Origin of the sequence: Pseudomonas sp. BNK-15 (genome assembly GCF_047456105.1) — a bacterium.
Taxonomy (GTDB): domain Bacteria; phylum Pseudomonadota; class Gammaproteobacteria; order Pseudomonadales; family Pseudomonadaceae; genus Aquipseudomonas; species Aquipseudomonas putida_E.
Genome location: NZ_CP179898.1, coordinates 275,976 through 302,101, shown reverse-complemented (window position 1 = coordinate 302,101; position 26,126 = coordinate 275,976). Strand labels below are relative to the sequence as shown.

Annotated in this window: 26 protein-coding genes; 23 read left to right on the top strand and 3 right to left on the bottom strand. The window is 62.0% G+C overall.

Annotated elements, in window-relative coordinates:
* Positions 1–108: 108 nt before the first annotated feature.
* From fliL to ACMGF5_RS01125, 23 genes are all read left to right on the top strand, one after another.
* The gene (fliL, locus tag ACMGF5_RS01235) at positions 109–606 is read left to right on the top strand and encodes a flagellar basal body-associated protein FliL (protein ID WP_204918561.1); all 498 of its coding nucleotides are present in this window, start codon (positions 109–111) and stop codon (positions 604–606) included.
* A gap of 9 nt (positions 607–615) precedes the next feature.
* Positions 616–1,584 (top strand): flagellar motor switch protein FliM, encoded by a 969-nt coding sequence (fliM, locus tag ACMGF5_RS01230; RefSeq protein WP_012315514.1) that lies wholly within the window; start codon positions 616–618, stop codon positions 1,582–1,584.
* A gap of 47 nt (positions 1,585–1,631) precedes the next feature.
* Positions 1,632–2,096, top strand: a complete 465-nt coding sequence (gene fliN / locus ACMGF5_RS01225) for a flagellar motor switch protein FliN (RefSeq protein ID WP_012315513.1) — start codon at positions 1,632–1,634, stop codon at positions 2,094–2,096.
* Positions 2,097–2,552 carry a flagellar biosynthetic protein FliO gene (gene fliO, locus ACMGF5_RS01220; RefSeq protein WP_404601370.1) on the top strand — a complete coding sequence of 152 codons (456 nt, stop codon included), beginning with the start codon at positions 2,097–2,099 and terminating at the stop codon, positions 2,550–2,552.
* Positions 2,552–3,319 (top strand): flagellar type III secretion system pore protein FliP, encoded by a 768-nt coding sequence (gene fliP / locus ACMGF5_RS01215; RefSeq protein WP_012315511.1) that lies wholly within the window; start codon positions 2,552–2,554, stop codon positions 3,317–3,319. The genes fliO and fliP overlap by 1 nt, the downstream gene beginning before the upstream one ends.
* A 21-nt stretch (positions 3,320–3,340) precedes the next feature.
* A complete protein-coding gene (gene fliQ, locus ACMGF5_RS01210) occupies positions 3,341–3,610 on the top strand; it encodes a flagellar biosynthesis protein FliQ (protein ID WP_012315510.1) in 270 nt (89 codons plus the stop codon).
* A gap of 7 nt (positions 3,611–3,617) precedes the next feature.
* Positions 3,618–4,394: a flagellar biosynthetic protein FliR gene (gene fliR / locus ACMGF5_RS01205; RefSeq protein ID WP_012315509.1), complete on the top strand. Its 777-nt coding sequence runs from the start codon at positions 3,618–3,620 to the stop codon at positions 4,392–4,394.
* 2 nt (positions 4,395–4,396) lie between these two features.
* Positions 4,397–5,539 carry a flagellar biosynthesis protein FlhB gene (gene flhB / locus ACMGF5_RS01200; RefSeq protein WP_046785347.1) on the top strand — a complete coding sequence of 381 codons (1,143 nt, stop codon included), beginning with the start codon at positions 4,397–4,399 and terminating at the stop codon, positions 5,537–5,539.
* Positions 5,540–5,794: 255 nt separating this feature from the next.
* Positions 5,795–6,844, top strand: a complete 1,050-nt coding sequence (locus ACMGF5_RS01195; protein WP_119689075.1) for a D-alanine--D-alanine ligase family protein — start codon at positions 5,795–5,797, stop codon at positions 6,842–6,844.
* 185 nt (positions 6,845–7,029) lie between these two features.
* The gene (gene flhA / locus ACMGF5_RS01190; protein WP_046785346.1) at positions 7,030–9,159 is read left to right on the top strand and encodes a flagellar biosynthesis protein FlhA; all 2,130 of its coding nucleotides are present in this window, start codon (positions 7,030–7,032) and stop codon (positions 9,157–9,159) included.
* A gap of 11 nt (positions 9,160–9,170) precedes the next feature.
* Positions 9,171–10,478 (top strand): flagellar biosynthesis protein FlhF, encoded by a 1,308-nt coding sequence (flhF, locus tag ACMGF5_RS01185; protein ID WP_046785345.1) that lies wholly within the window; start codon positions 9,171–9,173, stop codon positions 10,476–10,478.
* A gap of 93 nt (positions 10,479–10,571) precedes the next feature.
* Positions 10,572–11,405 carry a flagellar synthesis regulator FleN gene (gene fleN, locus ACMGF5_RS01180; RefSeq protein WP_011534890.1) on the top strand — a complete coding sequence of 278 codons (834 nt, stop codon included), beginning with the start codon at positions 10,572–10,574 and terminating at the stop codon, positions 11,403–11,405.
* Positions 11,402–12,142 (top strand): RNA polymerase sigma factor FliA, encoded by a 741-nt coding sequence (fliA, locus tag ACMGF5_RS01175; RefSeq protein ID WP_012315498.1) that lies wholly within the window; start codon positions 11,402–11,404, stop codon positions 12,140–12,142. Before fleN ends, fliA begins: the two co-directional genes overlap by 4 nt.
* A 104-nt stretch (positions 12,143–12,246) precedes the next feature.
* Positions 12,247–12,621: a chemotaxis response regulator CheY gene (locus ACMGF5_RS01170; RefSeq protein ID WP_085984883.1), complete on the top strand. Its 375-nt coding sequence runs from the start codon at positions 12,247–12,249 to the stop codon at positions 12,619–12,621.
* Between the two features lie 18 nt (positions 12,622–12,639).
* Positions 12,640–13,428: a protein phosphatase CheZ gene (locus ACMGF5_RS01165; protein WP_039601990.1), complete on the top strand. Its 789-nt coding sequence runs from the start codon at positions 12,640–12,642 to the stop codon at positions 13,426–13,428.
* A 12-nt stretch (positions 13,429–13,440) separates the two neighbouring features.
* Positions 13,441–15,672, top strand: coding sequence for a chemotaxis protein CheA (locus ACMGF5_RS01160; RefSeq protein ID WP_161872773.1), 2,232 nt, complete (start codon positions 13,441–13,443; stop codon positions 15,670–15,672).
* 46 nt (positions 15,673–15,718) lie between these two features.
* Positions 15,719–16,843: a protein-glutamate methylesterase/protein-glutamine glutaminase gene (locus tag ACMGF5_RS01155; RefSeq protein WP_414157520.1), complete on the top strand. Its 1,125-nt coding sequence runs from the start codon at positions 15,719–15,721 to the stop codon at positions 16,841–16,843.
* Complete coding sequence (locus ACMGF5_RS01150) at positions 16,843–17,583, top strand: flagellar motor protein (protein WP_012315493.1); 741 nt, start codon at positions 16,843–16,845, stop codon at positions 17,581–17,583. The genes ACMGF5_RS01155 and ACMGF5_RS01150 overlap by 1 nt, the downstream gene beginning before the upstream one ends.
* A 3-nt stretch (positions 17,584–17,586) precedes the next feature.
* Positions 17,587–18,444: a flagellar motor protein MotD gene (gene motD / locus ACMGF5_RS01145; RefSeq protein WP_046785341.1), complete on the top strand. Its 858-nt coding sequence runs from the start codon at positions 17,587–17,589 to the stop codon at positions 18,442–18,444.
* A 91-nt stretch (positions 18,445–18,535) separates the two neighbouring features.
* A complete protein-coding gene (locus ACMGF5_RS01140; protein ID WP_046785340.1) occupies positions 18,536–19,327 on the top strand; it encodes a ParA family protein in 792 nt (263 codons plus the stop codon).
* Entirely contained in the window at positions 19,324–20,199 is an 876-nt protein-coding gene (locus ACMGF5_RS01135; protein ID WP_115274189.1) for a CheW domain-containing protein, read from the top strand. Before ACMGF5_RS01140 ends, ACMGF5_RS01135 begins: the two co-directional genes overlap by 4 nt.
* 42 nt (positions 20,200–20,241) lie before the next feature.
* Positions 20,242–20,721 (top strand): chemotaxis protein CheW, encoded by a 480-nt coding sequence (locus ACMGF5_RS01130; RefSeq protein WP_003254393.1) that lies wholly within the window; start codon positions 20,242–20,244, stop codon positions 20,719–20,721.
* 1 nt (position 20,722) lies between these two features.
* Entirely contained in the window at positions 20,723–21,118 is a 396-nt protein-coding gene (locus ACMGF5_RS01125; protein WP_046785338.1) for a DUF2802 domain-containing protein, read from the top strand.
* Positions 21,119–21,225: 107 nt separating this feature from the next.
* On the opposite strand, the gene ACMGF5_RS01120 is transcribed toward ACMGF5_RS01125, so the two are convergent.
* The 3 genes from ACMGF5_RS01120 to ACMGF5_RS01110 form a co-directional block, all read right to left on the bottom strand.
* Entirely contained in the window at positions 21,226–24,021 is a 2,796-nt protein-coding gene (locus ACMGF5_RS01120) for a dermonecrotic toxin domain-containing protein (RefSeq protein ID WP_414157519.1), read from the bottom strand.
* A gap of 122 nt (positions 24,022–24,143) precedes the next feature.
* The gene (locus ACMGF5_RS01115; protein WP_046785336.1) at positions 24,144–24,476 is read right to left on the bottom strand and encodes an EscU/YscU/HrcU family type III secretion system export apparatus switch protein; all 333 of its coding nucleotides are present in this window, start codon (positions 24,474–24,476) and stop codon (positions 24,144–24,146) included.
* A complete protein-coding gene (locus ACMGF5_RS01110) occupies positions 24,473–26,029 on the bottom strand; it encodes a flagellar hook-length control protein FliK (RefSeq protein WP_414157518.1) in 1,557 nt (518 codons plus the stop codon). Before ACMGF5_RS01110 ends, ACMGF5_RS01115 begins: the two co-directional genes overlap by 4 nt.
* Positions 26,030–26,126 lie beyond the last annotated feature (97 nt).

Below are 26,126 nucleotides of genomic sequence, written 5' to 3'. Positions count from 1 at the left end.
TTTCGCAGGCGATAGGGCCGGTACAGGCAAAAATTCCCAATCTGGCATAACACTTGCTCAAGCCACGTCATCCTCATTTGAAACCCCGATGGACGACGGATTATTGGCATGGCGAAGAGCGACGCAGTGAAAGACCCCGCCACTAAAGGCAAACTCAAGCTGATCCTGCTGTTGGTGCTGGCCCTTCTGCTGGCGGTCGGCCTGTCGGTAGGCGCGACCTGGTTCTTCATGCACAAGAGCGAGTCGGCGCCCGCGGCCGACCCGGCAGCGGCCAACGTCAAGCATGCGGCGATCTACGAGCCCCTGGCGCCGGCCTTCGTGGTCAACTTCAACCAGAACGGCCGCCAGCGCTACATGCAGGTGAGCATCACCCTGCAGGGCCGCAACCAGGCCGACCTTGATGCCCTCAAGGTGCATATGCCGGTGATCCGCAACAACCTGGTGATGATGTTCTCCGGGCAGGGCTTCGACACCTTGGCCGCCAGCTCCGTGGGCCAGGAGATGCTGCGCCAGAAAGCCACCGCAGTGGTTCAGGAAGTGGCGCAAAAGGAAGTCGGCAAGCCGGTGATAGACCAGCTGCTGTTCACCAATTTCGTATTGCAGTAGGAGTCCGCAATGGCCGTACAGGACCTGCTGTCCCAGGATGAGATCGACGCCCTGTTGCATGGCGTCGATGATGGGCTGGTACAGACCGAGAGCGCTGCCGAGCCTGGCAGCATCAAAAGCTACGACCTGACCAGCCAGGATCGGATCGTGCGGGGGCGCATGCCGACCCTCGAAATGATCAACGAACGTTTCGCCCGTTACACCCGTATCAGCATGTTCAACCTCCTGCGCCGCTCCGCCGACGTGGCGGTTGGGGGTGTGCAGGTGATGAAGTTCGGCGAGTACGTGCATTCGCTGTATGTGCCGACAAGCCTCAACCTGGTCAAGATCAAGCCGCTGCGCGGCACTTCGCTGTTCATTCTGGATGCCAAGCTGGTGTTCAAACTGGTGGACAACTTCTTCGGTGGTGACGGTCGTCACGCCAAGATCGAAGGCCGCGAGTTCACCCCCACTGAGCTGCGGGTTGTGCGCATGGTGCTGGACCAGTGCTTCATCGACCTCAAGGAAGCCTGGCAGGCGATCATGCCGGTCAACTTCGAGTACATGAACTCCGAAGTCAACCCGGCCATGGCCAACATCGTCGGGCCGAGCGAAGCAGTGGTGGTGTCAACCTTCCATATCGAACTGGACGGTGGCGGCGGCGACCTGCACGTGACCATGCCCTACTCGATGATCGAGCCGGTGCGCGAAATGCTCGATGCCGGTTTCCAGTCCGACCTGGACGACCAGGACGAGCGCTGGGTGAAGGCCCTGCGCGAAGACGTGCTGGACGTTTCCGTACCGCTCAGTGCCACGGTTGCCCGCCGCCAACTCAAATTGCGCGATGTGCTGCACATGCAACCGGGTGACGTGATCCCGGTGGAGCTGCCGGAGCACCTTGTGCTGCGTGCCAATGGCGTACCGTCGTTCAAGGCGCGCCTGGGTTCGCACAAGGGCAACCTGGCGCTGCAGATCATCGACCCGATCGAACGCCGCTGACGGCGTGCCGGTCGCTCACTACGAATTGAATGCCTGTCGAGGACATCATGGCTAACGAAAACGAGATCACCTCCCCGGAAGACCAGGCCCTGGCCGATGAATGGGCGGCGGCGCTGGAAGAAACCGGTGATGCCGGCCAGGCTGACATCGATGCGCTGCTCGGTGGCGACGGCGGTAGCGCCGGTGCCGGCCGGTTGCCGATGGAAGAGTTCGCAAGCTCGCCACGGCCGAAAGAAAACGTCAGCCTGGAAGGCCCGAACCTGGACGTGATCCTGGACATCCCGGTGAACATCTCCATGGAAGTGGGCAGCACCGAAATCAACATCCGCAACCTGCTGCAGCTCAACCAGGGCTCGGTGATCGAGCTCGACCGCCTGGCCGGCGAGCCGCTGGATGTGCTGGTCAACGGCACTTTGATCGCCCACGGCGAAGTGGTTGTGGTCAACGAGAAGTTCGGCATCCGCCTGACTGACGTGATCAGCCCCAGCGAACGTATCAAGAAGCTGCGCTGAGTGAAGGGCACGATACGGGCCGTCACGGCCCTTGCCGCGCTGCTCGCCAGCGAAGTGGTGATCGCCGCTGCCGCGCCGGCCGTGGTGGCCACGCCGCCAGCTGCGGCGCCCGGCAGCCTGGGTGGGCAGCTGGCGCAAATGGTGCTGGGCTTGCTGCTGGTGGTGGGCCTGATCTTCTTCCTGGCCTGGTTGCTGCGCCGTATGCAGGGCGCGGCACCCAAGGGTGGCCAGGTGATCGAAGTGATCGGCAGCCGCGCCATCGGCCCGCGTGACCGGCTGTTGCTGGTGCAGGTCGGCAAGGAGCAGATCCTCATCGGCCATACCCCGGGCAGCATCGAGGCCTTGCATGTGCTGGCCGAGCCCGTGGAAGTGCCTGCCAGCGCCCGCCAGGCGACGCCGGAGTTTGCCCAGCGCCTTATGGAGCTGATGGGCAAGGATAATAAGGACAAGAAGTGATGAGCGGCGCGCTACGTACCCTGTCGGGCCTGTTGTTGATGCTGGCGCTGCTGTTGGCCGCGCCGCTGGCCCTGGCCGCCGACCCGCTGTCGATCCCGGCCATTACCTTGTCCAACGGCCCGGACGGGCAGCAGGAATATTCGGTCAGCCTGCAGATCCTGTTGATCATGACGGCGCTGAGTTTCATACCTGCGTTCGTCATCCTGATGACCAGCTTCACCCGAATCATCATCGTCTTCTCCATCCTGCGCCAGGCCTTGGGCTTGCAGCAGACACCGTCGAACCAGGTGCTGACCGGCATGGCGCTGTTCCTGACGATGTTCATCATGGCCCCGGTGTTCGACCGGGTGAACCAGGATGCACTGCAGCCGTACCTTAAGGAGCAGATGACCGCCCAGCAGGCGATCGACAAGGCCCAGGGGCCGCTCAAGGACTTCATGCTGGCGCAGACCCGGCAGAGCGACCTGGACCTGTTCATGCGCCTGTCCAAGCGCACCGATATCGCCGGGCCTGATCAGGTGCCGCTGACCATCCTGGTGCCAGCGTTCGTCACCTCGGAGCTCAAGACGGCGTTCCAGATCGGTTTCATGATCTTCATCCCGTTCCTGATCATCGACATGGTGGTCGCCAGCGTGCTGATGGCCATGGGTATGATGATGCTGTCGCCGTTGATCATCTCGCTGCCGTTCAAGATCATGCTGTTCGTTCTGGTCGATGGCTGGGCGCTGATCATGGGCACCCTGGCCGGCAGTTTCGGCGGCGTCTGACGCCGTCAAGGAGAGCCTTGCATGACCCCTGAAGTTGCCGTCGACCTGTTCCGCGACGCCCTGTGGCTGACCACGCTGATGGTGGCCATCCTGGTGGTGCCGAGCCTGCTGGTCGGCCTGGTGGTGGCGATGTTCCAGGCCGCCACACAGATCAACGAACAGACCCTGAGCTTCCTGCCGCGCCTGCTGGTGATGCTGGTGACATTGATCGTCGCCGGGCCGTGGCTGACGCAGAAGTTCATGGAATACATCACGGGCCTGTACACCAGCATCCCGCAGCTGATCGGTTGAGGCGGCCATGCTGGAGCTGACCGACGCACAGATCGGCACCTGGGTCGCCACCTTCATCCTGCCGCTGTTCCGGGTGACGGCGGTGCTGATGACCATGCCTATCTTCGGTACCCGCATGCTGCCGGCGCGCATTCGCCTGTACGCGGCAGTGGCCATTACCGTGGTGATCGTGCCGGCGTTACCGCCGTTGCCTGAATTCGACCCACTGAGTTTGCGTGGCTTGTTGTTGTGCGGTGAGCAGATCATCGTCGGAGCGTTGTTCGGTTTTTCGTTGCAGTTGCTGTTCCAGGCGTTCGTCATCGCCGGGCAGATCATCGCGATACAGATGGGTATGGCCTTCGCATCGATGGTCGACCCGGCCAACGGCGTAAACGTGGCGGTGGTCAGCCAGTTCATGACCATGCTGGTGAGCGTGCTGTTCCTGGTGATGAACGGCCATCTGGTCGTGTTCGAGGTGCTGACCGAAAGCTTTACCACCTTGCCGGTGGGCAATGCGCTGGTGGTCAACCACTTCTGGGAGATGGCCGGGCGCCTTAGCTGGGTATTTGGTGCCGGTCTGCTACTGATCCTGCCGGCAATCGCCGCGCTACTGGTGGTGAACATCGCCTTTGGCGTGATGACCCGCGCCGCGCCGCAGTTGAACATCTTCTCTATCGGTTTCCCGCTGACCCTGGTGCTGGGTATGGGCATCTTCTGGGTGGGCCTGGCCGATGTTCTTTCCCACTACCAGGCATTGGCCAGCGAAGCGCTGCAATGGCTGCGTGAACTGGCGAGGGCGCGCTGAGCATGGCTGAGAGCGAGAGTGGTCAGGACAAGACGGAAGACCCCACCGACAAACGCAAGCGCGACGCGCGCGAAAAAGGTGAGATCGCCCGGTCCAAGGAGCTGAACACGGTGGCGGTGACCCTGGCGGGCGCCGGCGGTTTGCTGGCGTTCGGCGGGCACCTGGCCGAGACGCTGCTGGAAATGATGCGCCTCAACTTCAGCCTGACCCGTGAAGTGATCGTCGACGAGGGTGCCATGGGCGCCTTCTTGCTGGCCTCGGGCAAGATGGCGATCTGGGCAGTACAGCCGGTGCTGATCCTGCTGTTCGTGGTGGCATTCATTGCGCCCATCGCGTTGGGCGGCTTTCTGTTCTCCGGCAGCCTGCTGCAGCCAAAATTCAGCCGCATGAACCCGCTGGCGGGGATCAAGCGCATGTTCTCTATGAATGCCCTGACCGAGCTGCTCAAGGCCGTTGCCAAGTTCGTCGTTATCCTGGTGGTGGCGTTGGTGGTGCTGGCCAACGACCGCCAGGCGTTGCTGGCGATCGCCAACGAGCCGCTGGACCAGGCGATCATCCATAGCGTCCAGGTGGTAGGGTGGAGTGCATTGTGGATGTCGGCGGGGCTGTTGCTGATTGCCGCAGCAGACGTGCCGTTCCAGCTTTGGCAGACGCACAAGAAGCTGAAGATGACCAAGCAGGAGGTCAAGGACGAGTACAAGGACAGCGAAGGCAAGCCTGAGGTCAAGCAACGGATTCGCCAGTTGCAGCGCGAGGTGTCGCAGCGGCGCATGATGGCTGCCGTACCCGATGCGGATGTGATCATCACCAACCCGACCCACTATGCCGTGGCGCTGCAGTATGACCCCGAGAAGGGTGGGGTGGCACCGCTGCTGCTGGCCAAGGGTACGGATTTCATTGCCTTGAAAATTCGCGAGATCGGGGTCGAGCACAAGGTGCAGATTCTAGAGTCGCCTGCGCTGGCGCGTGCGATCTACTACTCCACCGAAGTCGAGCAGGAGATTCCCGCAGGGTTGTACCTCGCGGTGGCGCAGGTGCTGGCGTATGTGTTCCAGATCCGTCAGTACCGGTCCGGCAAGGGCAAGCGGCCGGAGCCGTTGAAGGAAGATTTGCCGATACCGCCGGATTTGCGGCGTGATGGTTGAGAGTGGCTTCTTGCCTCTTCGCGGGGAGCGCCCGCTTCCAAAGCTTAGCTGCAGGCCTGAAGTTCGGCGACAGCTTGTAGGGCGGGCTGCGCCGCAAAAGCGTCGGACCAGAAACCGCCTCTTCGTGGGGGCTTGTCTCTATGAGTAATGTTTTTCTGTAGTACTTTTCCCAAAATCTACTCCAGACCTTCTGAGCAGTTGCCGGGCTGCGTGCAGCGACTTACGCTCGATCAGTTGGTCATAGTGGGGTGGAGAATGAGTCAACTTTCGGTAGCGCTTGTTTTTGGGGGTAGAAGTGCGGAGCACGCGGTTTCAATTAAGACCGCGAGTACGATTCACAAGGCGCTGGCCGCATTGGGCCATGAAGTGCACTGCGTGGGGATAGATAAAGAAGGTAACTGGAGGTATCACAGCGCTTTTAGCTCTTTCCCCGATTGTGTCGATACCGGCGCTCCGTATGTGACTATACAGCCAGGTAAACGAAAACTTTTTGTTCACGTTCGCGGGCGGCCGCCCTCTGAACTCACAATTGATTTGCTGTATCCAGCACTGCATGGTCGCTGGGGTGAGGATGGAACGATTCAGGGGCTTGCGCAGATGTGTGCGCTGCCTTGTGTGGGGGCGGGTGTCCTGGGGTCGGCGGTTTCAATGGACAAAGACTTCGCCAAGCGCTTGCTCAAAGCTAATGGGATTAGCGTCGTCCCTTGGCTGGTACTGCGCACGCTTAGAAGCTGGGGAGATATTGTAGAGGCGTTAGGCAATGACAGTTTGTTCTTGAAGCCTGCTTCTTCAGGTTCTTCTGTGGGTGTGTTCCGCGTTCGAAGCGCCGCAGAGTATGCGCAAGCTTTTGCAGTAGCTGTCCAGCTTGATGCTAAAGTTTTGTTGGAACCTGAGGTTCGGGGTCGAGAGATCGAATGTGGTGTGCTGGAGGTTGATGGGGAGCTAATTGTTTCGGAGTTAGGCGAGGTTATGCCGGTGACTGGTCATGATTTTTACACCTATCAAGCCAAATATGAGGCTCAGTGTGGAGAGAATCTCAGGGTTCCTTGCGACCTGCCGTTGAACGTCAAAACTGAAATCCAGAAGATATCCAAGGCGGCCTTTCGGTGCCTTGGTCTGGATGGTTTTGCGCGGGTGGATTTTTTCTACACATCAGAAGGGGCGGTCATCATTAACGAAGTCAATACATTGCCGGGTTTTACTGATTCCAGCATGTATCCCAAGGTATTTGAATGTGTTGGGTATACACCGGAGAAGATTATTGCCGCATTGCTGAGCAGTGCCATGAAAAAGGCGAGGGCCTGAATCAGCTCTTCGCAAGCGAACCCGCTCCGGCTGATGTGGCCAGCCCAGAGGTGTATTGGAAACCTGCCTGGATGCCCGCGAGGGCCTGCCTCGAAAATGCAAAAAAATCAAAGTTGGAAAGCTTCTTGCAAAGCCACGCCCAAGCGCCCCTTGGGCGTCAAAGTTTTGCTTGAAGAGGGCTCTCGGTGGATCGCAGTCAGTTAATCAACAACGCACGCCACAACCTGGCCGGCCTGGGCCGGGGCAACCTGGGTGTGCCGCTGTTGCTGCTGGTGATGTTGGCAATGATGATGTTGCCGATACCGCCGTTCCTGCTCGACGTGTTCTTCACCTTCAACATCGCGCTGTCGATCGTGGTTCTGCTGGTCTGCGTGTATGCCTTGCGGCCACTTGATTTTGCCGCCTTCCCCACCATTTTGCTGGTCGCGACGCTGCTGCGACTGGCGTTGAACGTCGCCTCCACGCGCGTGGTCATGCTCCATGGCCAGGAGGGCCATGGTGCCGCAGGCCAAGTGATCCAGGCTTTCGGTGATGTGGTGATCGGCGGCAACTACGTGGTCGGTGCGGTGGTGTTCGCCATCCTCATGATCATCAACTTCGTGGTGGTCACCAAGGGTGCCGGGCGCATCTCTGAAGTGAGCGCGCGTTTCACCCTCGACGCCATGCCCGGCAAGCAGATGGCGATCGACGCCGACCTCAATGCCGGCCTCATCGATCAGGCCCAGGCCAAGGCGCGGCGCGCTGAGGTCGCCCAGGAGGCCGAGTTCTACGGTTCGATGGACGGTGCCAGCAAATTCGTGCGCGGTGACGCCATCGCCGGCCTGTTGATCCTGTTCATCAACCTCATCGGCGGCATGCTCATTGGCATGCTCCAGTACAACATGTCCTTCAGCGAGGCCGGCAAGGTCTACGCGCTGCTGACCATCGGTGACGGTTTGGTGGCGCAATTGCCATCACTGCTGCTGTCTACCGCTGCTGCGATCATGGTGACCCGTGCCTCCGGCTCCGAGGACATGGGCAAGCTGATCAACCGGCAGATGTTCGATTCGCCCAAAGCGCTGGCGGTGTCGGCAGGCTTGATGATCGTCATGGGCCTGGTGCCGGGCATGCCGCACTTCGCTTTCATCAGCCTTGGGCTGTTGGCCGGCGGTGGTGCCTATCTGGTGTGGAAGAAGCAGCAGAAGGCCAAGCTCGCCGCGCAGCAAGAGGTGCAACGCCAGCAGGACCTGTTGCCGTCGCCGCAACGGGCGATGGAAACCAAGGAGCTTGGCTGGGATGACGTGACGCCGATCGACATGATCGGCCTGGAGGTCGGCTACCGCCTGATCCCGCTGGTCGATCGCAACCAGGGTGGGCAGTTGCTGGCCCGGATCAAGGGGGTGCGCAAAAAGCTCTCCCAGGACCTGGGCTTCCTCATGCCCACCGTGCACATTCGCGACAACCTCGACCTGCAGCCCAGTGCCTACCGTCTGACGCTGATGGGCGTGATTCTGGCCGAGGCCGAGATCTACCCGGACCGCGAGCTTGCCATCAACCCGGGGCAGGTATTCGGCACCCTCAACGGTATCGCCGCCCGTGACCCGGCCTTCGGCCTGGAAGCGGTCTGGATCGATATTGGCCAGCGCGCCCAGGCGCAGTCGCTGGGCTACACCGTGGTCGACGCCAGTACCGTGGTTGCCACCCACCTCAACCAGATCCTGCAGAAGCACTGCCATGAACTGATCGGCCACGAGGAAGTGCAGCAACTGCTGCAGGTGCTGGCCAAGGCTTCGCCTAAACTTGCCGAAGAGCTGGTGCCTGGTGTCATTTCCTTGTCGGGGCTGCTCAAGGTCCTGCAGGCACTGCTCGCCGAGCAGGTGCCGGTGCGTGACATCCGCAGCATTGCCGAGGCCATCGCCAATAATGCCGGCAAGAGTCAAGATACCGCCGCGCTGGTGGCGGCAGTGCGCGTCGGATTGTGTCGCGCCATCGTGCAAAGCATTGTCGGCGTTGAGTCCGAGCTGCCTGTGATCACTCTTGAGCCAAGGTTGGAACAGATTTTGCTCAATAGTCTGCAAAGGGCCGGGCAAGGTCAGGAAGACGGTGTTCTTCTGGAGCCGAGCATGGCCGAAAAGCTGCAGCGTTCGTTGATCGAAGCGGCCCAGCGTCAGGAGATGCAGGGCCAGCCGGCCATCCTTCTGGTTGCCGGCCCGATCCGAGCCATGCTGTCGCGCTTCGGCCGCCTGGCTGTACCGAATTTGCATGTTCTGGCGTATCAGGAAATACCGGATAACAAGCAAGTCACCATCGTTGCCACCGTGGGCCCCAACGGCTGAGGTAGTGGGTTATGCAAGTTAAGCGTTTTTTCGCCGCCGATATGCGCCAGGCCATGAAGCTGGTCCGTGATGAGCTGGGCTCCGACGCCGCCATCATCGGTAACCGGCGCATCGCTGGCGGTGTCGAACTGACGGCCGCGCTGGACTACAAACTGTCCGCGTTGGCCCCGCGCGTGCCCAATGCCGAGCTCGAGCACGAGCTGCGCAAGACCCAGACGCGCATCGCCACTGCCCAGGCCGAGCTGGACAACCGCAGTGATGCCACCGAAGGCAGCCGCCAATTGTTCGCCGGCCAGTCGCTGACCGCCTCGCAGCCGTTGATCGAACCGCATGTGGATGTACCTGCCCCTGCAGCACCTGCTGCACCGGCACCGGTCGACCCGCGCCTGTTCGATGCCATGCGCTCTGAGCTGTCGGGCCTGCGCGAGCTGCTTGAAGTGCAGCTCGGCTCGCTGGCATGGAGCCAGCTGCAAGGCAGCAAGCCGGCGCAGGCCAACCTCTGGCGCCGGCTGCAGCGCATTGGCCTGTCCGGGCCGATCGCCCGCGAACTGCTTGACCTCACCGCCGAAATCGAGGAGCCGCGCCAGGCTTGGCGCATGCTGCTGGCGCACTTGGCACGCATGATCGAAGTGCCTGAGATCGAACCGATCGAAGAGGGTGGTGTGATCGCCATGGTCGGCCCCGCCGGCATGGGCAAGACCACCACCCTGGCCAAGCTGGCGGCGCGCTATGTGCTCAAGTACGGCCCGCAGAACCTGGCCCTGGTCAGCATGGACAGTTTCCGCATTGGTGCCCAGGAGCAGCTCAAGACCCTGGGGCGCATTCTCAACGTGCCGGTGACCTATGTAGACCCCGGCCAGTCGCTGGCCCAGGCCTTGGAGCCGCTGCTGCGCAAGCGCGTGGTGCTGATCGACACCGCCGGCCTGCAGGCCAGCGACCCGGCCCTGCGCATGCAGCTGGAAAGCCTCGCCAGCCGCGGCATCGCCTCGAAGAATTACCTGGTGCTGGCCACCACCAGCCAGAAGCAGGTGCTGACGGCTGCCTATCACAGCTACAAACGCTGTGGGCTGGCCGGCTGCATTCTGACCAAACTCGATGAAACGGCGAGCCTCGGCGATGTGCTGAGCCTGGCCATCAGTCATGAACTGCCCGTTGCCTATCTTACCGATGGCCCGCGCATTCCTGACGACCTGCACTTGCCGCGGGCGCACCAGCTGGTTACCCGCGCGGTCAATGTGCAGTTGCAGGACGAGCCCAGCGAAGAGGCCATGGCCGACATGTTCGCTGATCTCTATCACAACCCAAGGAGAGCGGGTTGATGATCAAGCGTATGCAAAATACCTACACCAAGGGGGCCGCAGTGATGCCCCGCGTGTGGCTTGGGTCCAAGCGAGACAAGGTGAACAACGAACATGGGTAGCATGCATCCCGTACAGGTGATCGCCGTAACCGGTGGCAAAGGTGGCGTCGGCAAGACTAACGTTTCAGTGAACCTGTCTCTGGCGCTGGCCGAGCTCGGCCGCCGGGTCATGCTGCTGGACGCCGACCTGGGCCTTGCCAACGTCGACGTATTGCTGGGCCTGACCCCCAAACACACCCTGGCCGATGTCATTGAAGGGCGCTGTGAGCTGCGCGATGTGCTGTTGCAGGGGCCGGGCGGGGTGCGCATCGTGCCGGCGGCCTCTGGCACCCAGAGCATGGTGCACCTGGCCCCGGCCCAGCATGCCGGGTTGATCCAGGCCTTCAGCGAGATCGGCGACAACCTCGACGTGCTGGTGATCGACACCGCTGCAGGGATTGGTGACTCGGTGGTCAGCTTCGTCCGTGCGGCCCAGGAAGTGCTGCTGGTGGTGTGCGACGAGCCGACCTCGATCACCGATGCCTACGCGCTGATCAAGCTGCTCAATCGCGATTATGGGATGAACCGTTTCCGCGTGCTGGCCAACATGGCGCAGAGCCCGCAGGAAGGGCGCAACCTGTTCGCCAAGTTGACCAAGGTCACCGACCGCTTCCTCGACGTTGCCCTGCAATACGTCGGCGCCGTGCCTTACGACGAGTGTGTGCGCAAGGCGGTGCAGAAGCAGCGGGCAGTCTACGAAGCCTTCCCTCGTTCCAAGTGTGCGCTGGCCTTCAAGGCTATTGCGCAGAAGGTCGACAGCTGGCCGTTGCCGGCCAACCCGCGCGGGCATCTGGAGTTCTTCGTCGAGCGCTTGGTGCAGCCCACCAGCGCAGGGCCGGTCCTATGAGTGCGAGCGGGTTCAAGATGTACAGCAAGGCGTCCAAGGACGCCCAGTACGATCTGGTTGAACGCTACGCGCCGCTGGTCAAGCGCATTGCCTACCACCTGCTGGCGCGCCTGCCTGCCAACGTGCAGGTGGAAGACCTGATCCAGGCCGGCATGATCGGCTTGCTTGAGGTGGCCAATAAATACGACGCCAGCAAGGGTGCCAGCTTTGAAACCTACGCCGGCATCCGCATCCGCGGCGCCATGCTCGACGAGGTGCGCAAAGGTGACTGGGCACCGCGTTCGGTGCACCGCAACACGCGTATGGTCAGCGACGCAATGCGCGCTGTGGAAGCAAGAACCGGCCGCGACGCTAAAGATCATGAAGTTGCGGCCGAACTCAAGTTGAGTCTCGATGATTACTACGGGATTTTGAACGATACCCTGGGTAGCCGCTTGTTCAGCTTTGACGACCTGTTGCAGGACGGCGAGCACGAAGGGTTGCACGAGGAGGGCGCCAGTGGCCAGGTCGAGCCTTCGCGCGACCTGGAAGACGAGCGCTTCCAGGCTGCCCTGACCGATGCCATTGCCAATCTGCCGGAGCGCGAGCGGCTGGTGCTGGCGCTGTACTACGACGAAGAGCTGAACCTCAAGGAAATCGGTGAGGTACTGGGGGTCAGCGAATCGCGTGTCAGCCAGCTGCACAGCCAATGCGCCGCGCGTTTGCGCAGCCGTCTTGGGGAATGGCGGGCGCGTTGAGCCCGGGGTCGTTGCAGTCGTTTTCACGTTGTACCGAATTGATTGAATGCGCGCTCGGGGCCGAGCGCGTTTGAGACTGCTTGGAGGTCTAATTGAACAAAGACATGAAAATCCTCATCGTTGACGACTTTTCGACGATGCGGCGGATCATCAAGAACCTGTTGCGTGATCTGGGCTTCACCAATACCGAAGAAGCCGACGACGGCACCACGGCATTGCCGATGCTCGAAAGCGGCCATTACGACTTCCTGGTGACTGACTGGAACATGCCCGGCATGTCCGGCATCGACCTGCTGCGCAAGGTACGTGCCCACGACCGCCTCAAGGCCATGCCGGTACTGATGGTGACGGCCGAAGCCAAGCGCGATCAGATCATCGAAGCGGCTCAGGCCGGCGTGAATGGGTATGTGGTCAAGCCGTTCACCGCCCAGGTGCTCAAAGAAAAGATCGAGAAGATCTTCGAACGCGTCAACGGCTGAACAAAGTCAGGGGGCGCCATGGAATCAACACAAACGTCTTTGGGGGAGTTTGAGTCAACCCTGAAGAAGCATGCCCAGGAACTGGTCGAAAGCCTGGAACGGGGGCGGTTCGGCGAGGCGGTGCAGCTGATTCATCAGCTCAACCAGACCCGCGACCGCGGCTTGTATCAGGAAGTCGGCAAGCTCACCCGCGAGCTGCACAGTGCGATCGTCAGCTTCCAGATCGACCCGCGCATGCCGCAGGCCGAGGAAGTCTCGCAGATCACCGACGCCACCGAACGTTTGTCCTATGTGGTCAAGCTTACCGAAGGCGCCGCCAACCGCACCATGGACCTGGTGGAGGAGAGCACGCCCGTGCTCAACGACCTGGCCGCTGAGGCGCAGAACCTGAGTGTCGACTGGCAGCGCTTCATGCGCCGCGAAGTCGCTGCGCCGGAATTCCGCGAGCTGGTCAAGCGTGTCGACAGTTTCCTGACGCACAGCGCTGAAGGTAACCGCAAGGTATCTGGCCACCTCAATGACATTCTGCTGGCTCAGGACTATCAGGACCTGACCGGCCAGGTGATCAAGCGGGTGACCGCGCTGGTGACCGAAGTCGAAAGCAATCTGCTCAAGCTCGTGCTGATGGCCAGTCAGGTCGACCGTTTTGCCGGTATCGAACATGACCACCAACAGCTGCGCGCTGAAAAAGATGAAGAAAAATATCCGGCTCGGGGTGAAGGTCCGCAGATTCATGCCGATAAGCGTGAAGACGTTGTGTCCGGTCAGGACGATGTCGATGATCTGCTGTCCAGCCTGGGTTTTTAAGGAGCACGTTTAATGAGCTTCGGCGCCGATGAAGAAATCCTTCAGGATTTCCTGGTAGAAGCCGGCGAAATTCTTGAGCAACTGTCCGAGCAACTGGTCGAGCTGGAAAGCCGGCCCGATGATGCCGACCTGCTCAATGCGATCTTTCGCGGTTTCCACACTGTAAAAGGGGGCGCCGGCTTCCTCCAGCTCAATGAGCTGGTGGAGTGCTGCCATATCGCCGAGAACGTGTTCGACATCCTGCGCAAAGGTGAGCGCCGGGTCGACGCGGAACTGATGGACGTGGTGCTCGAAGCGCTGGATACGGTCAACAGCATGTTCGGCCAGGTGCGCGAGCGCAGTGAAGTGACCCCGGCCACGCCTGAGTTGCTGGCGGCCTTGGCCCGCCTGGCCGAGCCGGGTAGCGCCGAAGCTGCTGCGCCGGTGGCCGAGGCTGCGCCTGCGCCGGCCGAGCCTGCTGCCGAGGCAGACATCACCGACACCGAATTCGAGCAGTTGCTCGATTCGCTCGATGCGGTCAAAGCCCAAGCAGCGGCTGCCGAACAGCAGCTGCAGGGCGAAACGTTGGCCGGCTCCGGTGACGAGATCACCGACGACGAATTCGAGTCGTTGCTTGACCAGTTGCACGGCAAGGGCCAGTTCTCGGCCGAAGTCGTTGCCACAGAGCCCGTGGCCGCTGCAGCCAGCGCGCCAGCCAGCGACGAAATCACCGACGAAGAGTTCGAGTCGCTGCTGGATCAGCTGCACGGCAAGGGCACGTTCCAGGCGGACGCGCTGCCTGCTGCCGTTGCTCCGGTGGCCGGTGAAGTGCCAGCTGCCGGTAGCGGCGATGAAATCAGCGAGCACGAGTTCGAGGCATTGCTCGATCAGTTGCATGGCAAAGGCAAGTTCACCGGCGATGCCGTGACCGCTGAAGCGCCCGCCGCCGTTGCCACCCCTGTCGCCGCCAAGCCGCAAACCCAGCCTGTGGCCAAGCCGGCACCGGCACCGGCACCGGCACCTGCTGCTGCGGCCAAGCCTGCCGCGCCGGCCCGCGCGCCCGCACCGGCTGCCGAAAAACACGCGGTAAGCGAAGCGGAAACCACCGTGCGCGTCGACACTGCGCGCCTGGACGAGATCATGAACATGGTCGGCGAGCTGGTGCTGGTGCGTAACCGCCTGGTGCGCCTGGGCCTGAACAGCGGTGACGAGGCCATGTCCAAGGCCGTGTCGAACCTCGATGTGGTCACGGCCGACTTGCAGACTGCGGTGATGAAGACCCGCATGCAGCCGATCAAGAAAGTCTTCGGCCGCTTCCCGCGCCTGGTCCGCGACCTGGCCCGCCAGTTGAAGAAAGAGATCAACCTGGAACTGGTCGGTGAAGAGACCGACCTGGACAAGAACCTGGTCGAGGCATTGGCCGACCCGCTGGTGCACTTGGTGCGCAATGCGGTTGACCACGGTGTCGAGATGCCTGAAGAACGTGAAGCCTCGGGCAAGGCGCGTACCGGCCGCGTGGTGCTGTCGGCCGAGCAGGAAGGCGACCACATCCTGCTGTCGATTTCCGACGACGGCAAAGGCATGGACCCTAACATTCTGCGCGCCAAGGCCGTGGAAAAGGGCTTGATGGACAAGGACGCCGCCGACCGTCTGAGCGAGTCGGACTGCTACAACCTGATCTTCGCTCCGGGCTTCTCGACCAAGACGGAAATCTCCGATGTGTCCGGCCGTGGTGTCGGTATGGACGTGGTCAAGACCAAGATTTCCCAGCTCAACGGCTCGATCAACATCTTCTCGGCCAAAGGCCAGGGTTCGAAGATCGTCATCAAGGTGCCGCTGACGTTGGCGATCATGCCGACCCTGATGGTGATGCTGGGCAACCAGGCGTTCGCCTTCCCGCTGGTCAACGTCAACGAGATTTTCCACCTGGACCTGTCGCGCACCAACGTGGTCGACGGCCAGGAGGTGGTGATCGTACGCGACAAGGCGCTGCCGCTGTTCTACCTCAAGCGCTGGCTGGTTCAGGGCCAGGTGCATGAGGAGCAGCGCGAGGGCCATGTGGTGATTCTGTCTGTGGGCACCCAGCGCATCGGCTTCGTGGTCGACCAACTGGTGGGCCAGGAAGAAGTGGTGATCAAGCCGCTGGGCAAGATGCTGCAGGGCACCCCGGGCATGTCCGGCGCCACCATCACCGGCGACGGTCGCATTGCGCTGATTCTCGACGTACCGAGCATGCTCAAGCGTTACGCGGCGCGGCGTATTTGATTTCGGTGGCGCGCCCTTGCCGGCTGCGCCACCTAATGGAGTGTTTATGGCAGTCAAGGTCCTGGTGGTGGATGATTCGGGTTTCTTCCGCCGCCGCGTCTCGGAAATCCTCTCGGCGGACCCGACGATCCAGGTCGTCGGTACCGCGACCAACGGCAGGGAAGCGATCGACCAGGCGCTGGCGCTCAAGCCCGATGTCATCACCATGGACTACGAAATGCCCATGATGGATGGCATCACCGCAGTGCGGCACATCATGCAGCGCTGCCCGACGCCGGTGTTGATGTTCTCCTCGCTGACCCACGAAGGCGCCCGGGTGACCCTCGACGCGCTGGATGCCGGTGCGGTGGATTACCTGCCGAAGAACTTCGAGGACATCTCCCGCAACCCGGAGAAGGTCAAGCAGATGCTGTGCGAGAAGGTTCACACCCTTTCGCGTAGCAACCGTCGTTTCGGTGGTTACGCAAGCCCCGCTGCGGCGGCTGCGCCGGCACCTGCCAGCGCTGCGCACGCCCCCACCAGCAGCCTGGCCAGCCCGGCGCCAACGCGCAGCGTGGCGCCTGCCCGTGCGGCGGCGGCGTCAACCCATTCGCCAGCGCCCAAGCGCAAGCCCTACAAACTGGTGGCTATCGGTACGTCGACCGGTGGCCCGGTCGCCCTGCAGCGGGTACTGACGCAACTGCCTGCCGGATTCCCGGCGCCGATCGTGCTCATCCAGCACATGCCGGCGGCGTTCACCAAGGCTTTTGCCGAGCGCCTGGACAAGCTGTGCAAGATCAGCGTCAAGGAAGCCGAGGACGGCGACTTGCTGCGCCCAGGCCTGGCCCTGTTGGCCCCCGGTGGCAAGCAGATGATGATCGATGGCCGGGGCACGGTGAAGATCCTGCCCGGTGACGAGCGCTTGAACTACAAGCCCTGCGTGGACATCACCTTCGGTTCGGCAGCCAAGTCGTACGGTGACAAGGTGCTGTCGGTGGTGCTTACCGGCATGGGCGCCGACGGCCGTGAGGGCGCGCGCCTGCTCAAGCAGGGTGGCAGCACCGTGTGGGCCCAGGATGAAGCCAGTTGCGTGATCTATGGCATGCCCATGGCCATCGTCAAGGCCAACCTGGCCGATGCGGTGTACAGCCTGGATGAGATCGGCAAGCACTTGGTCGAGGCGTGTGTCTGATGGATGTCCTTAGCCTGATCGGTCTGATCCTGGCCTTCGTCGCCATCGTCGGTGGCAACTTTCTCGAAGGGGGCCATGTCGGGGCGCTGCTCAATGGCCCGGCAGCCCTGATCGTGTTGGGCGGTACCCTGGCGGCGGCGCTTTTGCAGTCACCGTTGTCATCGTTCAAGCGTGCCTTGCAGATCTTGCGCTGGATCATCTTCCCGCCACGGGTTGACCTGGCTGGCGGTATCGACCGGGTGGTGAACTGGAGCCTGACCGCACGCAAGGAAGGCCTGCTGGGCCTGGAGGGTGTGGCCGATGGCGAGCCCGACCCGTATGCCCGCAAGGGCTTGCAGTTGCTGGTCGACGGCGCCGAGCCCGAGGCCATCCGCAGTATCCTCGAAGTCGATTTTCTCACCCAGGAAGGCCGCGATATCCAGGCTGCCAAGGTGTTCGAAAGCATGGGTGGCTATGCGCCGACCATCGGTATCATCGGTGCGGTGATGGGCCTGATCCACGTGATGGGCAACCTGGCCGATCCGTCGCAGCTGGGCAACGGCATCGCTGTGGCGTTCGTTGCCACCATCTATGGCGTGGCCAGTGCCAACCTGATCTTGCTGCCGGTCGCCAGCAAGCTCAAGGCCATTGTCATGCGTCAGTCGCGCTACCGCGAAATGCTGCTCGAAGGCCTGTTGTCGATTGCCGAGGGTGAGAACCCGCGTTCGATCGAGTTGAAGCTGCAAGGCTTCATGGAGTAACCCATGCGTCGCCGTCGCCATACCGAAGAACACGAAAATCACGAGCGCTGGCTGGTGTCGTACGCCGACTTCATTACCTTGCTGTTCGCATTTTTCGTGGTCATGTACTCGATTTCCTCGATCAACGAGGGCAAGTACAAGGTCATTTCGCAAGCACTGCTCGGGGTGTTCAACGACCCTGAGCGGAGCATGAAGCCAATCCCTATCGGCGATGAGCAACCGCTCAGCATCAAGCCGGCCGAGCCGTTGATCAAGGATAGCGAGCAGACCGACGCAGGCCTTGCGCAGAGCAGCGTCGACCCACTCAAAGCCATCAGTGACGACGTACGCGATGCCTTCGGTGACCTGATCAAGTCCGACCAAATGACCATCCGCGGAAACGAGCTGTGGGTGGAGATCGAGCTGAATTCCTCGCTCCTGTTCGGCAGTGGCGATGCCATGCCCAGCGACAAGGCTTTCGACATCATCGAGAAGGTGGCGAATATCCTCAAACCGTTCGCCAACCCGGTGCATGTCGAAGGCTTTACCGACAATCTGCCGATCCGTACCGCGCAATACCCGACCAACTGGGAGCTGTCTTCGGCGCGGGCGGCGAGCATCGTCCGCCTGCTGGCGATGGAAGGCGTCAACCCGGCGCGCATGGCCTCGGTGGGGTATGGCGAATATCAGCCTGTGGCCGGCAATGACACTGCTGAGGGCCGGGCGCGAAACCGCCGTGTGGTGCTGGTGATCTCCCGCAACCTTGAAGTACGCCGCAGCCTGACCGGCTCCGGCAGTGCCAACGCCACACCGGACGCTGCCTTGCGCCGCGCTGGCACACAAAGTGCACCGGCAACCCCAGCAGCGATGGCGGGGCAGTGACTCGTCAATTCTCTGTCACCGCAAACCCATTGCGGTCCGGAAAACCGGATCGCACAGGGGTCAGCGGCCTCCATGAATCAAGAGTTGTCCTATGAGAGTCTGGGCAGTAGCCAATCAGAAAGGCGGGGTCGGCAAGACCACCACCACTATCGCCCTGGCCGGTTTGCTGGCCGAGGCGGGCAAGCGCGTGGTCGTCGTCGACCTCGACCCGCATGGTTCGATGACCAGCTATTTCGGGCACAACCCCGATGCGTTGGAGCACAGCTGTTACGACCTGTTCCTGCACAAGGGCCAGGTGCCGGACGGCTTGCCCGGGCAACTGCTGCTGCCCACCAGCGACCAGCGTATCTCGCTGCTGCCCTCGAGTACCGCATTGGCGGTGCTGGAGCGTCAGTCGCCGGGGCAGAGTGGCCTGGGCCTGGTGATCGCCAAGAGTCTGGCGCAGCTGTGGCAGGACTTCGACTTCGCCCTGATCGACAGCCCGCCGCTGCTCGGGGTGCTGATGGTCAATGCACTGGCCGCCAGCCAGCAACTGGTGATTCCGGTGCAGACCGAGTTCCTCGCGGTCAAGGGCCTGGAACGCATGATCGGCACGCTGGCCATGATCAACCGTTCGCGCAAGCAGGCCTTGCCGTACCAGATCGTGCCGACCCTGTTCGACCGCCGTACCCAGGCCTCGCTGGGTACGCTGAAAGTGCTACGTGATGCCTATGAGCATCAGGTATGGCAGGGCTACATTCCGGTCGATACGCGCCTGCGCGATGCCAGCCGCAACGGCGTCACGCCGTCACAGTTCGATGGCAAGAGCCGCGGCGTGATCGCTTACCGGGCATTGCTCAAGCACCTGCTCACCTACAAGACTGCAGTACAGGTGGCTTCATGACGGTGAAGACCGGTACCCGGCCGCAACTGGCCCTGCAATCCTATCTGGATGGTCTGCTGCAGGAAGCCACCGAGGCTGAGGGCATTCTTGACCTGCCGGCTGCGAGCGACGAATTTGCCGCTGCCGTGCGCGAAGAACAGGCCCGAGATGCGCAGCCGCAGGTCCAAAGCCCTGCAGTCAGCATCCCGGCAAGGCCTTTTGCCGAACCGCAGGCCGGGGTGCTTGCGACCGTCTTGCCGGTCGAAGCGCCGGTCGTGGCGGTGGTCGAGACCAAGGTGGTGGCCGAAGCCGCCATTCCTGTACTGACCCAGGTTCAGTCGCCCGAGCCCGTCGCGCCGCTGGTTGAAGTCAACCTGCCCGCGCCGAGTGCGCCCGTGCCACCGGCAACGGTCGATGGTCGCCCGGCCTGGGCGGCCGAGCCCTTCGAGTGCCTGCTGTTCGACGTCGCCGGGCTGACGCTGGCGGTGCCGCTGGTGTGCCTGGGCTCTATCTACAGCCTGGAGGGCCAGGAGCTGACGCCGCTGTTCGGCCAGCCGGACTGGTTCCTTGGCATCCTCACCTGTCAGGCGGGCAACCTGAAGGTGCTGGACACGGCGCGCTGGGTCATGCCGGATCGCTACCGGGACGATTTCCGCCAGGGCCTGCACTACGTCATTTCCGTTCAGGGCTACGAATGGGGGCTGGCGGTGCATCAGGTCAGCCGTTCGCTGCGCCTGGACCCGTCCGAGATCAAATGGCGCAGCCAACGTGGCCAGCGACCGTGGCTGGCCGGCACGGTGATCGAACACATGTGTGCGCTGCTGGACGTCGCCGAACTGGCCGAGCTGATCGCCAGTGGCGCGGTCAAGCAGTTGCATGCCAAACACAAATAACTGCGAACACACCGCCATCGGCGGAATTTGAGGGCTAGGGGAATGAAAAAGTCGTCTGCACAAGGTTCGGAAGATCCGATTCTGCAATGGGTAACCTTCCGTCTGGACAACGAGTCCTACGGCATCAATGTCATGCAGGTGCAGGAAGTCCTGCGCTACACCGAGATCGCCCCGGTACCGGGTGCGCCGAGCTACGTGCTGGGTATCATCAACCTGCGTGGCAATGTGGTGACAGTGATCGATACCCGTCAGCGCTTCGGCCTGATGCCTACCGAGGTGACCGACAACACCCGTATCGTCATCATCGAGGCTGACAAGCAAGTGGTCGGCATCCTCGTCGACAGCGTCGCCGAGGTGGTCTACCTGCGTCAGTCGGAGATCGAGACTGCGCCGAACGTGGGTAACGAAGAGTCGGCCAAGTTCATCCAGGGTGTATGCAACAAGAATGGAGAACTGTTGATCCTGGTCGAGCTGGACAAGATGATGACCGAGGAAGAGTGGTCCGAGCTGGAGAACATCTGAGTTGATTTTCGAGGTTGCTGTCATCTTCCTGGCGCTGTTGTGGGCGCTGAGCCTGTGGTTCTTCCTCAACTACAGCAAGCGCCAGCGCGAACTCGCTGCCCAGCAGGCCCAGGGCGATGCGGTGCGTGACCAGCGCATCAAGGACCTGGCCAAGCGCCTGGATGACTACCAGAACGGTACCGTGCGCATGGGTGAAGCCATCCATGAGTTGCGCGCGGTGGTGGCCACCTTGCCAGACCGGTTGGAGCGTCTGGAGCAACGCGACCCGAGCAATGTCACCTTCAGCCAGGCGGCCAAACTGGTAGGGATGGGGGCGAGTGTGTCGGAGTTGACCGAAAGCTGCGGATTGACGCAAGCCGAGGCCGAGCTGATGAGCAAGTTGCATCGCAGCGAGTAGTTGAAGCAGCGAGTAGTTGACAAGGCGACCCAGGTCGCCTTTTCCTTTTCTGTACCGGCTCGTTCAAGCCAGTCTGCGGCTCACACAAACCCCAATGAATATGCCGCTCAGGGCCTGACCCAGGAATTGAATCCGCCGATCCTGGCAATCCGGTCAAGCGGGAGCATCTGCCTTTGCACCGCCCGCAAGTCAGTAAGGTTCACGAACTGCCATGAGTGGGTTCGGGGGAAGGCGTACAGGTTGATGATCTGGCGCATGACGCCGAGCTCTGGCAGGTGGCGATCGACCATGTCGGTGAGCAGCCTCGGCCCGGTGAGACGGCAAAGGGTCTGGGCATATTGATAGAAGCCGTGCGGGTCAGTTTGCAGGGTAGGCTTGCTGTCGTAGAAGCCTGGTTCCTCCAGGTAGCGCGCATGCATCTCTTCGAGGATTGCCCTTAGTGTCGGATTACCCGCATGGCTGCCTATCAGGCTGCTGTTATAGAGGGTGTTCATGCCCATTTTTTCATTGGACACAGGGGGGTAGAGCAGCAGGCCGCTTTCGGTGGTGGCGAGTGTCACGTCATCAAGCCGCTCACCCGGTTGCCCCCTGGGTACACCGTCGATGACCGAAGGGTACTCACCCGGTGCCAGCAATGCATCGTCGATGTCCATGTACAAGCCTCCCTCGTGCTCTAGCAGGGCAAAGCGCAAGATGTCTGCGGCGGAGGCAAAGTTGCTGGCCACGCCGCCGTTCCCGTTGATCGCCGCCTGATACTGGGTGTAGTTGTCGCTGCCCCGCAAGCTTGCATAGAACGGCTGGTCTTCAAGTGCCAGTACCTCGACCCCCGGGGCATGCGCTGTCAGGCGAGCCAGGTTTTCCTGGAAGGCAGCAGGCTCGGCCCTGGAAAGATAGAGACGCAGCGCGTACTGCGTATCCTGCACTTTCAGGGCGTTGCTGGCGACGTTGTCGATCAACAAGTCCGGAATGACCTTGTCGCCCACCCACACGTTGAGGATCTGCTTGGGGATCGGGCGCAGGTCTGCGGCGTGTGGCGCGGGCAAATCGATGGGGAGCTCCAAGTCCACGCCCAATGCACGCAGGGTTGCCATGCGCATGGCATTGGTGACCGGACGCGTTCGCACATCTACTTCAACCAGGTTGAGCGAGCCCGGCGTTGCGATGTAATAGGTCGGCTCGACCTCATTCAGATCGCTTTCCAGGCGAAAGGCATCAGCCTCCATGTCATAAATCACTTCTGCGTGGTAACCACCGATCATTGCTGCGAGCAGGTCAGGCGTGCCGTCGTAGCGAGGCGTCCTGACAATCGCCCCGGCAACGTCAGTGTTTGCCTCAGCAAGCGGAGCAATAGGGTCCGGTATATGGAAATAATCAGCCACTTCGGCCAGCGGCAGGTGGGGTGGCGTGGTGGGGCTCAGGGGGTAGCCAAGTTTCCCGTTTACTCTGCTGGGTAGCACGAAACCATCGTTTTTGATGCGCAGCAGCGTGGGGGCTTCGGACAAGCCGGCAGTGATCAGCGGCGCGGCATTGAGCAACCCGAAGACCGACGTACTGACGCCTTCGGCTTTCTGTTGTGCGCTCTTGCCTTCAATGGCCTGGTCCAGGCCCAGGCCAAACTGGGCGACGCCGCCCAGGGCGAACAGCGGGGCCAGCTCGGGTACCACCAAAGCCAGAGGGGCCAGCAGGTTGATCGCTGAGTTCAGGTAGCCGCGCCACCTGGCCTTGGTCACCTCACGGTCGCTGGTGATGATGAAACTCGCATCCTGGTAGCTGCGCTGCTTCTGGCGTTTGGCCAAGGTAAGGAACAGGTCGCCCTGGATCAGCGGACTGTAGTCCTTGGCCTTGTAGTTGATGTAGTCCTTTGGTGGCCAGATGCCTTCTGCCGTGAAACCGGGGCGGTTGCTGTCCAGGTGATAAGGCTCTGGATAGCTGCCAAGGCCGCACAGGGCAGTGTGAAGGCCGCTGTAGCTCAAGCCGTCTTCGCGGTCAGCGAGCGTGAAGTGGGCTTGAAGTGCATCGCGTTTGTCGGGTGCGCGGCATTGTTCGGCGAACCAGTCCAGCAGGGCCTGTTTGCCCCTGAACTCATGCAGCGGCGAAGCGTTGCCCGGAATGTAGAGCAGAACCAGGTCGCTGACGGCGTCGTTGATACACAGCAGGTCGGTGGCCGCATAACCGTACACATTCAGCAGCCTGGCCCGCACCCTCGGTTTGCTGCTGGCCGTGCCGTCGCTGCGCAGTACCGGGGCCGCAGCTTCCAGGCCGCATGCCTGCCAGGCCAGTTGCCTGCCAGCGTCAGTGAGGCTGCCTTCGGCCACTTGCTTGTTGCAGGCGGCGATGAAGTTGATTTTTGCACCGATGCGGTAGTGGTCGAAGTGAGCATCCCAGTAGCTGTCGAGCATCGACTTGTAATGCTCGTGCAAGTCCAGTTCCCAGATAAAGGACTCAAAGGCCTCGGCGTCCAGTGGTACATGGGTGCTGGTGTTGTATTGCTGCTTGTCGCTATGCCTGAACAGGCCGTTGTAGACGCCATACGGTGAGTGGTTGCCCAGCAGGCTTTGTTCGCGCAGGCTGTCGATGATGGTCAGCGGGCCATCGGGTAGATGTCCGGCCCAAGGCGCACCGATTGCCGCGCCCAGCCAGTTGTTGGCCGATTCACCTTGCCAGTTCGACAGCACCGCTTGGGTCAGTGTCATTTTCTGCGCAATGACGGCAACCCAGCCGAGCTTGGGGTTGAACTGGCAGTGCAGCGTGACGGCATCGACCCTGTCAGGGTCAAGGTCTATGGCGCGTTCTTTGGCCCACTGGCGTATGGCGTCGGCTGCTGCGCGGTCCGGGCGCGGAAAACCGGCGAGGCTGTCGCGCACATATTGCACACCCTTGGCATTTACGTATCGGTTCTTCATGGAATTCACTTTCGCAGTGGGGAAGGGCTGGCAAAAGTGACTTGTGCAGAGAGGGGGGTGGGGCTAATTAATTGTGGGGTTGTTCACCGGCCTTTACCGATGCGCCCGCGCGCCTCACCGTATCAACCCGAGGGCAGACGCAATGTTTGCGGGGTGATATCACGGCTTGGGGCTGGCTCGTCGTCGAAGCCAACAGGGACTTTGCCGCGCAATTGCCAGGCGAAGGCGATGATCTCGGCGATGGTCAGGTACAGCGCTTCGGGAATCTGCTCGCCCAGCTCCAGGCGAGCCAGCAGGCGCACCAGCTCGGCGTTCTCGTAGATCGGCACTTCATGTTCACGTGCCAGCGCCAGGATGGCCTCGGCCAGTTCATCGTCGCCTTTGGCACTCAGGGTGGGGGCTTGCTGGCCATCGTAGCTCAGGGCGATGGCCTGACGCGGTTGCTTGCTGCTCATGCGGTTTCGTCCACCCAGCGTTGTTCCACACGTGTGCGCGGCCCTTGAGGCGGGATGCCGGGATGACATTCGAGGTCGCCAACGTCCAATCCGCGGGCCAGAAGGCGTTCACGCAGCGCGCCGAGCTGGCTGTCGATCAGTCGGGCGGTTTGTTCACGTTCAGCCCACAACTGGCCGGACAGCCGGCCCTGGCTCAGTTGCGCCTGGACCTGCAGGGGGCCGAGCGGTGCCAGGTCGAAGGCCAGGTCGATGCGCCACAGGGCCTGCAGCGGGTCCTGATGTTCCCGCTCCCGGTCGGCTTGTTGCTGCGCGGTTTCCTCGCGCTGCAGCTTGACCTGAAGCGGAATGAAGTCCAGGCCATGGCGCACGGGTATCTCGGTTTGCCAGGTGGTCTGCAGGTTGCCGTTTTCCAAGCTGCCGGATTGTTGCAGGCTGCTCAGGGCGTGGCTTTGCAGGCGCGAGATGGCCGCAGCGGCGAGGCGCAGCAGCTGCTGCAGGTCGCCTTCGTGTTCCATGGCCTGCAGCAACCGGGAGGGCAGCGGAAACCCGCCTGGCTGTTGCTTCGGGCTCGCCCGCTCGAGCATGCCCAGGGCGCCGCGTGCCATGGTTGGCAAAGCCTGGGCCAAGGTGGTGGAGGCGACGGCTGGACTTGCCGGTGCGTACGCCGAGGCCTGGGCCACCAGCCTGATCAAATGGGCCTTCAGGTCGGTTGCCACGTGTGTGCTCTGGCCGCCAAGCAGTTTCGCTTCAAGGAATGCCCCGCTGTTGCTCAAGGCCTGGGCAAACGCTTTGCCATCGCCCAGTTGGCGAGCGTCCGGCAGGCTGGCCAGCAGGCGCTCGGCGCTGGTGCGCAGTTCGCCGTTGCCGCTCGGGTCGCTGGCTATTCGCTGCAAAGCGTTGAGCAGGCCGGGCAAGGAGGCCTGGCGGCCCTGTTGGGTGAGCAGCTGCTGGGCGATGTTCAATTGCTCCTGACGGCCGCTGAGCGGCACGAAGCGTAGCGACTGGTCGCCTTGCACCAGCGCGCTGAGCAGGCTGCCGACCGGCAACGGGCGCGGGCTGTCGATGGTCAGGACGGCGCCTGCCTGTGCGCTGTTGAGCAAGCTCACCAGCGCGCGAAAGCTGTTGGCGGCACCAGGGCCAAGGGCAAGTGCCTGGTTGGTCAGGACCTTGCCTTGCAGGAGGGTGCCGACAGGCACCTTGCTGGTATCGAGTTGAGTGAGGAGGGTGACGTTGCTGGCGCTGGCCTGTTGCACCATTACCGCGAGGCGGTTGCTCTCTGGCTGGCTGACGGTGATCTGGCTGCCTTGGGGGATGGGTTGGCTGGTGGTGACCTGCAGCTGGTCCTGCTTGCCGTTGGCCTGGATCAGCTTGAGCACCAGTTGAAACTCGCCACCTGACTGGCGCAGCGTCAGTACCTCGGCCTGGGCGGTCTCGCCAGGCTTGAGCAGCCCGGGTTGTGCCTGGGTCAGGTTCAGCAGCTCGCCGGTCAGCGCCGCCTTGATCGCCTGCGGGTTGACGACGTTTTGTGCGCCGAGACTATTGATTTCAGTCATGATTGTATACAACCTGTCGAGCCCGCCCTCTTGGCAGCGGGGCAGCGCATGTAATAATGCCGGCCGTCCGCCACTGCCAGTATAACGGCAGCCAGGG